This window comes from Nonomuraea sp. NPDC003560 (assembly GCF_042878785.1).
Lineage (GTDB): Bacteria > Actinomycetota > Actinomycetes > Streptosporangiales > Streptosporangiaceae > Nonomuraea.
On record NZ_JBIAOF010000002.1, the window covers coordinates 76,371 to 88,705 of the forward strand.

Here is a 12,335-nt window from a genome sequence, read left to right on the forward strand (position 1 = left end):
CTCACTAGCGTCGCAGTGAGGGAGGAGGCCCATGGAGCACGACGAGCGCGTGACGGAGACGGTCATCCGCCTGCTGGCCGAGGTGCTGCCCGGCGGTGCGGAGCTGACCCCCGACGCTTCACTCAAGGACAGCGGACTCGACTCGATCTCCGCGGTACGGGTGTGGTTCGAGATCCAGCGGGAGTTCTCGCTGGACCTCCCCGTCGAGCGGCTGGGCGGCTGCGCGACGCCGGCCGAGCTGGCCGCGCGGATCGCCGAGCTGGCCGGGACGGCGGAGCACGACACCCCGAAGACCGGCGGGGCGATCAGTGCCGCCCCCGGCGACCGGCACGAGCCGTTCCCCCTGACGCCCCTGCAACAGGCGTACGTCATGGGCGCGGACGAGGACGCCACCCCCGACCCGGTCGGCTGCCAGGTCTACCGCGAGTTCGAGGTGCCCGGCGTGGACCCCGACCGCCTGCGCGCGGCCTGGCAGCGCGTCGTCGACCACCACGACGCCCTGCGCCTGGAGCTGGGCGAGGACGGCACCCAGCGGATCCTGGAACGGGCCCCCTCCTGGGACCTGCCGGTGGACGAGCCCGGCGCCCGCGAACGCCTCGCGCACCGGCGTTACGAGCCCGGCGTCTGGCCGCCGTTCGCCGTCGAGGTCACCACGCCCGGGACCGTGCACTTCGGCATCGACGCGAGCGTGACCGACGGCCGCGGGCTCGACGTGCTGCTGCGCGACTGGTGGCGCTGCTACCGCGACCCCGGCCACACGTTGGAGGAGAGCGGGCTGTCCGTCCGCGACTGCCTGCTGGCGCTGGACGCCCGGCGGCGCGGCCCCCGCCACCAGGAGGACCTGGACTACTGGCGGGAGCGCCTGGCCGACCTGCCGCCCGGCCCCGCCGCCGGCGTGCCCGACGGGTCGCCGCGCTCCGCGCTGACCGGCTCGCTGACCGCCGCCCAGTGGGGCGCCCTGCGCGCCAGGGCCGCCGAGCTGGACGTCTCGCCGACCGCCCTGGTGCTGACCCTGTTCGCCGAGACGGTCGGCAGGGGCGAGGACTGCTCCCTGGCCGTGACCACGACCGGCCGGGCCTGGCTGCCGCGCGAGGTGGACGAGGTGGTCGGGCCGTTCACCGGCACCGCCGTGTTCGCCGCCGAGAGCACGCTCGGCGAGCCGCTCCCGGAGGCGGTCCAGGAGGTGCACCGGCGGCTGTGGCGCGACCTCGGCCACGCGGGCGTCCCCGGCGTGACCGTCATGCGGGAGCTGCGCGAGCGCACGGCGCTGCCCGTCGTCTTCACCAGCCTGCTGGACGCCCGGCCCGACGAGGCCGTGCCGCCGGTGACGTACGCGCTGAGCCAGACCTCCGGCGTCGCGCTGGACCACCAGATGTGGGAGCACGACGGCGAGCTGCGGGTGCGCTGGGACCTGGTGCCCGGCTGCTTCGCGCCCGGCGAGCCGGAGACCCTGTTCGCCCGCTTCACCAACGCGCTGCGCGCCCTGGCCGCCGACACCGGCGAGGAGGAGATCCGGCCGCTCAACGAGCTGCAGAAGGCGTACTACGTGGCCCGAGCGGGCGGCTCGCACCCCTACGACGGCTGCCAGGTCCACCACAGCTTCCACGTCCGCGACCTGGACCGGGACCGGCTCGGACGGGCCTGGCTGCGCCTGGTGGCCGCGCACGACGCGCTGCGCTCGGAGGTCACCCACGACGGGACGCTGCGGGTCAGGCCGCACGCGCCGGAGAACTGGGACATCCCCGAGATCCCCGGCGCCGAGACGGGAGAGACGGCAGGGGAGACGGCCGCGGAGATGGCCGGGCGGGCGTTCCCGCTGGGCCGCTGGCCGCACTGGGAGCTGCGGGTCAGCGGCGAGACGGTGCACGCGGCCGTCGACCTCGCCGTGCTGGACGGCCGGAGCATCCACATCGTGCTGCGCGAGCTGTTCAGGCTGTACGCCGACCCGTCCGCCGAGCCGCGCCCGCCCGCCGAGGCCCCGGCCGCCCCGGAGCGTCCGCGCGAAGGGGGCTACTGGGACGAGCGGTTCCGCGACCTGCCGCCGGGGCCCGGGCTGGCCACCACGCCCGCGCGCCGCGTCCGGCTGAGCGGCAGCGTCGCCGCGGTGTCCGACGAGACCGTCTTCGCCGCCCTGGCCGGCGCGCTGCGCGCACGCTTCGCCGATCCGTTCAGCGTGTCCGTGGTGCGCTGGACCGCCGAGTCCGAGCCGCGGCGCCCCGGCGAGCACACCGCCCTGAGCTGGGTCACCGACGCGGAGTCCTACCCCGACCGGATCGCCGCCGACGCCGCGAACGGCGCCCTGACCGGCCTGGCCACGCTGCGCGGCCACGTCATGAAGGAGCGCCGCCGCCGCGCCTACGCCTTCCCCGTCGTCTACACCAGCACCCTCGACCTGACCGACCACCCCCTGCCGGACGGCGTCGAGGCCGGGCCCTGGATGACCTACACCCCGGACGTCGCGCTCGACTGCATCGTCATCAGGGAGGGCGACCGGCTGCACTACCACTGGGACGCGCTGGAGCCGGAGTTCCCCGACCTCGCCGAGCTGTTCGCGGCCTTCGAGGACCGGCTGCGCCCCGCGCACCGGCTGTTCGAGCGGCAGGCCGCCGCCCGCCCCGACGCGGTCGCGCTGCGGCACGCCGGCGGCACCATGACGTACGGGGAGCTGAACCGGCGCGCCAACGCCGTCGCCTGGCGGCTGAAGGAGCTGGACGTGGGGCCGGGGACGGTGGTCGCCGTGCGCCTGTGCCGCGGGCCCGACATGGTGGCCGCCGTCCTCGGGATACACAAGGCGGGCGGCGCCTACCTGCCGGTGGAGCCGTCCCTGCCCGACGAGCGGGCCGCCGTCATGCTGGACGACGCCGCCGCCGGGATCGTCCTCACCTGCGCGCAGACGCCCGGCTGGGCCGTGCCCGAGGGCGTGCGCGCCGTCGAGCTGGACGCCGGCGGCGACGACCGCGGCGACCCGCCCCTCGCCGGCACCGTGGACGACCTCGCGTACGTGATCTTCACCTCGGGCAGCACCGGCAAGCCCAAGGGCGTCGAGGTCAGCCACCGGCCGCTGCTCAACCTGCTCGACTGGTGCTACCGCACCTTCGACTTCGACGCCTCCGACGTCGGGCTCTGCGTCACCTCGCTCGGCTTCGACCTGTCGGTGTTCGACATCTTCGGCCTGCTCGGCCGGGGCGCCTCGCTCTACATCGCCGACGAGGGCCAGCAGCGCGACCCCGAACTGCTGCTGGACGTGCTCATCGACGAGCCGATCACGTTCTGGAACTCCGCGCCCACCACGCTCAACCAGCTCGCCCCGCTGCTGGCCGAGCGGCAGGGCGGGGAGGGCACCGGCGACCTGCGGCTGGTCTTCCTCAGCGGCGACTACACGCCGCTGCCGCTGCCGGACGCCGTGCGCGCGACCTTTCCGCGGGCGCGGGTGGTCAGCCTGGGCGGGGCCACCGAGGCCACCGTCTGGTCGAACTGGTTCGAGGTGGGCGAGGTCGACCCGTCGTGGCGGAGCATCCCGTACGGGCGGCCGATCGACGACGCCCTCTACTACATCCTCGACGAGGACCGGCGGCCCTGCCCCGAAGGCGAGGAGGGCGACCTGTACATCGGCGGCAGGTGCCTGAGCCTCGGCTACCGCAACCAGCCCGAGCTGACCGCCGAGCGGTTCGTGCCGGACCCGTTCGCGGGCGGGCGCATGTACCTGACCGGCGACCGGGCCGCGCTGCTGCCCGACGGGAACATCACGTTCCTCGGGCGGGCCGACAACCAGGTGAAGATCCGCGGGTTCCGGGTGGAGCTGGGCGAGATCGAGCACCGGCTGCGGCAGCATCCGGGCGTGCGGGACGTCGTCGTCCTGGCCCGCGACGACCGGTCGGGGGAGCGGAAGCTGGTCGCGTACGTGATGGCCGAGGGCGCGGAGCCGGACGTGGGGGAGCTGCGGGCGCACGCGGCCGGGACGCTGCCGGCGTACATGGTGCCCAACCACGTGGCGTTCGTGAGCACGTTCCCGGCCACCGCCAACGGCAAGCTGGACCGGGACGCGCTCCCGTGGCCGCTCACCGACCGCGCCCCCGAGCCCGAGCCCGCCCCCGAGCCGGAACCCGAGCCCGAGCCCGAGGTGGCGGGGCGGACGGTGACGGAGATCGCCGAGCTGTTCGCCGAGCTGATCGGGGTCGAGGAGGTCGATCCCGGCCAGGACCTGTGGGACCAGGGCGTCACCTCCTTCACCATGGTCCAGGTCTCCAAGGCGCTGCGGAAGCGGTACGGCAGGCGGGTGCCGGTGGCGCTGCTGCTGGAGAACCCGACCGTCACCGGCATCGCCACCGTCGTCGGCGCCCCCACCGACGAGCCCGCACCGAAGAAGCCCCCCACGAAGAAGCCCGCCACCGAGAAGCCCGCCACCGAGAAGCCCGCCACCGAGAAGCCCGTCGAGCAGCCTGTGAAGGCCGACGTCGAGGCGGACGGGCCGGGGGAGGTCGACTTCTTCTCGCCCGAGGACCGGGAGGCGTTCAAGGCGGGCCGCTGGAACCTGCGCCCGCTGGAGCCCGACGCCAGCCTCATCCGCCTCGACCGCCTGGACGTGCCCGAGGAGCACTACGCCTGGCGGGCCAGCGTGCGCGACTTCGCGCCCGGCTCGCTGCCGTACCGGTCGTTGTGCCGGCTGCTCGGGCTGCTGCGCGAACGGCGGCTCGGCGACCGCGCGCGCCACCTGTACCCGTCGGCCGGGGACACCTACGCCGTGCAGGCGTACCTGCACGTCGCCAAGGGCGCGATCAGCGGCGTCGCCGAGGGGATCTACTACTACAACCCGGTCGAGCACGCGCTCCAGCTCGTGAACGGCCGCCCCCAGCTCGACCGTACGGCCCACTTCGTCTACAACCGCGACCTGTACGACCGCGCCGGCTTCAGCCTCTACCTCATCGGCCAGACCAAGGGCATCGAGCCCCTGTACGGCGAGCAGAGCCTGCGCTACCTGACCCTGGAGGCCGGCTACCTCGGCCAGCTCCTGATGACCGGCCAGGCGGCCTGCGGAATCGGGCTCTGTCCCATCGGCGAGGTCGCCTTCGACCAGGTGCGCGACCAGTTCGACCTGGACGACGGCCACCGCTTCCTCCAGGCGTTCCTGGGCGGCCCGGCGGAGTACGCGAACGGCGACGCCACGCCCGTGTTCGCCACTCCCGTGCTCTCCACCCCCGTGCTCTCCACCCCGGAGACGGAACCGGCCCTCCGCACCGAGCCCGCCCGGCGCGGGGAGCCGACGCCCGAGGAGCCGGCGCACGAGGATCGGCCGGGCGGGCTCGCCGTGATCGGCATGGCCGGACGCTACCCCGGCGCCGACGACCTGGACGGCTTCTGGCGCAACCTCAGCACCGGCACCCGCAGCCTGGGCCCGAGCCCCAGGGGCGAGCGTCCCGGCGGCTACCTGGAGCACATCGACCGCTTCGACAGCCTGCTCTTCCACGTCTCGCCGAAGGAGGCCGCGACGCTCGACCCGCAGCTCCGGCTCCTGCTGCACAACGTCTGGGAGTGCCTGGAGCACGCCGGTCACACCCCCGCCTCGCTGCACGCGACCGCGCCCAGGGTGGGCGTCTTCGTCGGCTCGATGTGGCACGACTACCAGCACGCGGGCGCCGCCGCCTGGCGCGCGGGCGGCCCGGCCGTGGTCTCGGCGACCGCGTCCGACATGGTGAACCGCGTCTCGTACTTCTTCGGCTTCACCGGGCCGAGCATCGCCGTGGACACGTCGTGCTCGTCCACGCTGACCGCCCTGCACCTGGCCGCCCAGGCCATCCGTACGGGCGACTGCGACGCGGCCGTGGTCGCGGGCGTCAACCTGCTCGCCGACCCCTACCACGCCGGGCTGCTGGCCGGGCTCGGCCTGCTGGCCGAGGAGGCCGGCGCCGCCGCCTTCGACCCCGACCGGCCCGGCTGGACGGTCGGCGAGGGCGTCGGCTCCTTCCTGCTGCGACCCGTCGCGGACGCCGTCCGGGCGGGGGACGCCGTCCACGGCGTGGTCGAGGCCACCTGGGTCGCGCACACCGGGCGTACCGGGCGGTTCACCGCGCCGAGCGCCGACGCCATGGCGGCGTCCATGCGCCGCGCCCTGGAGCGGGCGGGTGCCGGGCCCGGCGACGTCTCCTACGTCGAGTGCGCGGCGGCCGGAGCCGCCCTGGCCGACGCGGCCGAGGCCGAGGCGCTGGCCGAGGTCTTCGGCGAGCGGGCCGAGCCCGTCGCGGCGGGCACGCTCAAGCCGAACATCGGCCATCTCGAAGCCGCGTCCGGCGCCTCCCAGCTCGCCAAGGTGCTGCTGCAGCTCCGGCACGGACGGCTGGCGCCCACCCTGCTCGCCGAGCCGCCCACCGACGCGGTCACCGTGCCGGAGCAGCCGCAGCCGTGGACCGGCGAGCGGCGGGCGCTGATCAACGCCTTCGGGGCGACCGGCACGCACGCCCACGCCGTCGTCCGCGCGCCCCTCCCCGAGGAGACCCCGGGCAACTCGGACGAGGACGGACGGGAGCACACCGTCCTGGTCTCCGCCGCGACCCCGGAACGGCTGGTGGCCGCCGCCCGCCGCCTGGCCGAGACCGGGGAGCGGGACGTGCGCCGCATCGCCTACACCACCCAGACCGGGCGCGCCGCCCTCGCGCACCGGATCGCCGTCGTCTGCCGTGACGCGGCCGGGCTGCGGGAGGGGCTGGAGGCGTTCGCGGCGGGCAGGACGCATCCGTCCGTGCTCACCGGTGGCTCCGGCGGGCGTCCGACCGGCGCGGAGGCCGAGGCGGCGGCGGCCTGGGTGGCCGGTCAGGACGTCGACTGGGCCCGGTTCTGGCCGCAGCCGCCCGGACGGGTCGCGCTGCCCGCCTACCCGTTCGAGGCCGAGCCGTACTGGATCGAACGGGCGGAGCCGGTCGCGTCGGAGTCCGCCGCCGGGGACATGGAGGACTACCTCAAGGGCGTCTACGCCGAGGTCTCGGGCATCGACGCCGACCGGCTGGGGACGCGGGTGCCGCTGGAGCAGTACGGGCTGACGTCGTCCCAGATCGTGGAGCTCAACGCGCGGCTGGAGCGGGACCTGGGCGAGCGGTCGCGCACGCTCTTCTTCGAGCACAAGGACCTGGCCGGGGTCGCCGCCGCCCTGTCCGCCAGAACCCCCGCCCCGCCCCCGACGGACCGGACCGATCGGACCGAACCGCGCTCCGCCGGGACGGACAGTGCAGACGACGGCGCGATCGCCGTCATCGGGATCGCCGGGCGCTACCCCGACGCCCCCGACCTGGGCACGTTCTGGGAGAACCTGGCCGCCGGGCGGCACTCGCTCTCCCGCGTCCCCGCCGACAGGACCCGCGACGGCTGGCCCGTGGACCTGATGTGGGGCGGCTTCCTCGACGGCGTCACCGACTTCGACCCGCTGCTGTTCGGCATCACCCCGCGCGACGCGGCCCTCATGGACCCGCAGGAGCGCGTCTTCCTGGAGGTCACCTGGGAGGCCCTGGAGGACGCGGGCTACCCGCGCACCCGCCTGCGCGACCGGCACGGTTCGAACGTCGCCGTCTACGCGGGTGTGATGTACAACGAGTACCCCTTCTTCGGCGTCGAGCAGAGCCTGCGCGGCACGCCCCAGGACACCGGCGCGACGCTCGGCGGCGTGGCCAACCGCGTCTCCTACCACCTGGACCTCAAGGGGCCCAGCATGTCGGTCGACACGATGTGCTCGTCGTCGCTGGCCGCGCTGCACCTCGCGGTCCGGTCGCTGCGCCAGGGGGAGTGCGAGCTGGCGATCGCCGGCGGCGTCAACCTCAACCTGCATCCGAACAAGTTCGTCCAGCACGCCCGCATGCGGCTCACCGCCGGTGACCGGCGCTGCCACAGCTTCGGGGCGGGCGGCGACGGCTTCGTGCCCGCCGAGGGCGCCGGGGTCGTCCTGCTCAAGCCGCTGTCCAGGGCCAAGGCGGACGGCGACCGCATCCACGCCGTGATCAGGGGCACCGCCGTCGTGCACTCGGGCAGGACGAACGGCTGGGTGGTGCCGAGCCCCGTCGAGGAGGGCGAGCTCGTCGCCCGCGCGCTGGCCGACGCGGGCGTGGACCCCGCCGGGATCGGCTACCTGGAATGCCACGGCGCGGGCACCGCGCTCGGCGACCCCATCGAGATCAACGCCCTCATGCGGGTGTTCGGGCAGGTGGGGGCCGCGCCGGGCAGCATCCCGATCGGGTCGGTCAAGTCCAACCTCGGGCACGTCGAGTCGGGCGCCGGCATCGCCGGGCTCACCAAGATCGTGCTCCAGCTCCGGCACCGGCGGCTCGTGCCCTCCCTGCACGCCGACGAGCTCAACCCGGACATCGCCTGGGACGAGATCCCCTTCCGCGTGCAGCGCGAGGCGGCCGACTGGCCCGAGGGGCCCGGCGGCGCGCCCCGGCGGGCGGGCCTCAGCTCGTTCGGCGCCGGCGGGACGATCGCCCACGCGGTGATCGAAGAGGCCCCGCCCGCAGCGACCGGCAGGCCCGCAGCGACCGGTACGTCCACCGCGACCGGTACGCCCGACGACGGACCGCAGCTCATCGTGCTGTCGGCCCACGACGAGCGGCGGCTGCGGGCCATGGCGGGCCGGCTGGCGGGTCACCTGCGCGCGACGCCCGAGAGTCTCGCCGACGTCGCCCACACCCTCCGCATCGGGCGGGAACCGCTGCGCGAACGGCTCGCCCTGGTCGTCGCGGACGTGGCGGAGCTGTGCGAACGGCTGGAGCGGTTCGCCCGGTCGGAGCCCGCCGACGTGCTGCGCGGCCGGACCCGTCCCGGCGTCCCGCCGTCCGGGTGGTCCGGCGACCAGCTGTCCGGACGGCCCGGCGACCTGCTGGAGCTGGGGCGGCACTGGGTGGACGGCGGCCACGTGGACTGGACGCCGCCGCCGGGCGCGCGGCTGGTGGGCCTGCCGTCGTACCCGTTCGACCGGATGCGGTGCTGGCCGTTCGAACCCGCCTCCGCCGACCGGGAGCCCGCCTCCGGCGCCCCGGGACCGGCCGCCGCCGACCAGAAGCCCGCTTCCGGCGACCAGAAGCCCGCTTCCGGCATCCCGGGACCGGCCGTCGCCGAGACGCCGCTCTTCGAACGGACCTGGGCGCCGTCCGGGGAGCCCGCCCGCGACCCCGGAACGTTCGGCGGCGGGACCGTGGTGTGCCTGTTCGGCGACGCCTCGGAGGAGCTGGCGCGCTCGCTCGGCGACCAGGTCGTGCCCGTGGGCGCGGGCGACCCCGTCCCGGAGGAGTTCACCGGCTGGATCGACCTGCGCGACCTGGGCGAGGCCGACCCGGCGGGCGAGCTGGACCGGCTCGCCGTGCTGCGGGACGCCCTGGCCCGGCGCCGCCCGCTCCGGATCCTGCACGTCACCAGCGGCCTGCTGGACCTCGGCGGCGCGTCGCCGAGCCTGGCGGGGGCGCGGATGGCGGGGTTCGTGCGGATGCTCGCCGCCGAGTACCCGGCGGTCACGGCCACCGTGCTGGACAGCGACCGGCCCACGGCCGCGCAGATCCGCGCCGAATGGGCGGCCGCCGAGCCGTACGGGGAGGTCTGTTACCGCGACGGTGAGCGGTTCCGTCCCGATCTGCGGGAGTTGTCCGCGCCGTACGCCGAGCCGCGGCTCGACCCCTCGGCCGTCTACGTCGTGAGCGGCGGCACCAGGGGGCTGGGCGCGCTGGTGGCCCGCCACCTGGCCGCTCGCGGCGCGCGCCGGCTCGCCCTGCTCGGCGCGCGTCCGCTGCCGCCGCGCGAGCAGTGGGACGGCTCCGGCGAGGAGGCCGTCGCCACCGTCCTCGACCTGGAACGCGCGGGCGCCCGGGTCGTCGTGCACACCGGGCCGCCGTCCGGGGTGGCCGCCTTCCTGGACGGCGTGCGGCGCGAGCTGGGCCCGATCGGCGGCGTCGTCCACTGCGCGGGACGCTCCAGCCAGGGCCGTCCGTCGCTGGCCCACAAGTCCGAGGACGACCTGCGGGCCGTGCTCACGCCCAAGGCCGACCTCCTGGAGGCGCTGGACGAGGCGTGCGCCGGGGACCGTCCGGCCTTCTTCGTCACCTTCTCCTCCGTGTGCGCCGCCGTGCCCGCGCTGGCCGCCGGGGTGGCCGACTACGCGGCCGCCAACGCCTTCCTCGACTACTGCACCGGGGTCAGGCGGCGGTCCGGGCGGACCGAGTTCCGGTCGGTCGACTGGCCGCAGTGGCGGGAGTCCGGCGGGGCGCGCGGCAAGCCGAACGTCGGCGAGGCCGTCGGGCTCGCGTCGCTCGGCGACCGGGAGGGGCTGCGGGTGCTGGACCGGGTGATCGGGTTGCCGCGCGGCGCGACCGTGCTGCCGTGCCCGCCGTCCGGCGCGTCCGTGGACGTCCCGGCGCTGATCCGGCTCCCCGAGCGGGCGGACCGCCGCCCGGCCACCGCCCGCCCGGCTCCCGAGCCGGCGCGGACCGGCGGACCCGACTGGCTGGCCGTGCTGTTCTCCGAGACGATCGGCATCCCCGTGGACGCCCTGGACCCGGCGGCGGAGTTCGGGGACCTCGGCGTCGAGTCGGTGATGCTGGCCGAGCTGGTGCAGCGCATCGAGGAACGGCTCGGGGAGAGCCTGGAGCCGTCGCTGCTGCTCGACCATCCGACGCTGGAGCAGCTCCGCGACCGCCTGGACGTTCCGGAGCCGGACGCCGACAGCGTGGACGCCCCCGAAGCGACCGCCGAACGTCCGGACGTCCCCGAAGCGACCGCCGACCGTCCGGACGTCCCCGAGCCGACCGTCGTTCTCCCGGACGCCCCCGAGACGGGCGCGTGGGGGGAGGGCCGGGAGAGTGCGCCTGGCGGCGCCTCCGGGTCTGCCCTTCCGGGCGCCGAGGATCGCAGGATCGCGATCATCGGCATGGCCTGCCGGTTCCCCGGCGCCCCCGACGTGGCCGCGTTCTGGCGGAACCTCACCGAGGGCCGGTGCGACGTGCGGGAGGTGCCCGCCTCCCGCTGGGACCACCGCGAGCTGTACTCGCCCGAACCGGCCCTCGGCCGCAGCATCAGCAAGTGGGGCGGCTTCGTCGACGGCATCGAGGACTTCGACAACGACTACTTCGGCCTGGGCGAGGACGAGGCCCGCGCCCTCGACCCGGCCATCCGCATGTTCCTGGAGTGCTGCGCGGCCTGCCTGGCCGACGCCGGTTACGACCCCGCCGAGCTGCGCGGACGCCGGGCCGGCGTGTTCGCCGGAGCCCGCATGTCCGACTACGGGCGCCGGGTCGGCGTCCGGCCGGGCGGCCTGGCCTCCGACCAGAACTTCATCGCGGCCAGGGTCGCCCACCACTTCGACCTGCGCGGCCCCAACCTCGTCGTGGACAGCGCCTGCTCCTCCTCGCTGGTCGGCGTGCAGCTCGCCGCGCAGAGCCTGCTCGCCGGGGAGGCCGAGGTCGCCCTGGCGGGCGGGGTGGAGGTGCTCCTGGACGAGAACGACTACCTCCAGCTCAGCGCCGCCAAGGCGCTGTCGCCCACCGGACGGTGTCACACGTTCGACGAGCGCGCCGACGGGTTCGTGCCGGGGGAGGGGTGCGGGGTCGTCCTGCTCAAGCCGCTGCGCGCGGCGCTGGCCGACGGCGACCGGGTGCACGCGGTCATCGAGGCGGTGGCGGTGAACAACGACGGACGCACCATGGGCGTCACCACGCCCAACCCCGAGGCCCAGGCCGACGTGGTCCGCCGGGCCCTGGCGGCGGCCGGCCGCACGCCGGGCGAGATCGGCCTGATCGAGGCGCACGGCACCGGCACGCTGATCGGCGACCCCATCGAGCTGCGCGCCCTGACGCGGGTGTTCGCGGAAGGCGGCGGCGACCCGGGAACGTGCGCGATCGGCAGCGTGAAGACCAACATCGGGCACACGCTCAGCGCGGCCGGGATCGCCGGGTTGATCAAGGCGGCGCTGGCCGTCGAGCACGGGCGGATCCCGCCGACGTTGTCCTGCGAGCGGCCCAACCCGCGCTTCGACTTCGCCGCCTCGCCCTTCGAGCCCGCCACCGAGCCGCGGGACTGGCCCTCGCCCAGAGTTGCGGGCGTGAGCTCGTTCGGGCTCGGCGGCACCAACGCGCACCTCGTGCTGAGCGAGCCGGACCCGCGGCCGGGCGTGCGGCCGGAACGCGAGCCCGCCCCCGCGCCGGTCTTCCGGCGCAGGCGCCTGTGGCTGGAACGCGACCCGGCCCCGGCCCGTGACACGGCCCGCGACCCGGTCCCGGCCGGCGCCTCCGGCACCGGTCCCGGTCCCGATCCCGGTCCGCCGGACGACGCCAGCTCGCTGCTCGACCTGAACATCACCACGGGGAGGCGCTGAC

1 protein-coding gene is annotated in these 12,335 nt (G+C 75.5%); it reads left to right on the forward strand.

All coding sequences use genetic code 11. The features are described from left to right. Window positions 1–31 precede the first annotated feature (31 nt). Entirely contained in the window at window positions 32–12,334 is a 12,303-nt protein-coding gene (locus tag ACFYUV_RS06010; protein ID WP_387665462.1) for an amino acid adenylation domain-containing protein, read from the forward strand. The last annotated feature ends 1 nt before the right edge of the window (window position 12,335 follow it).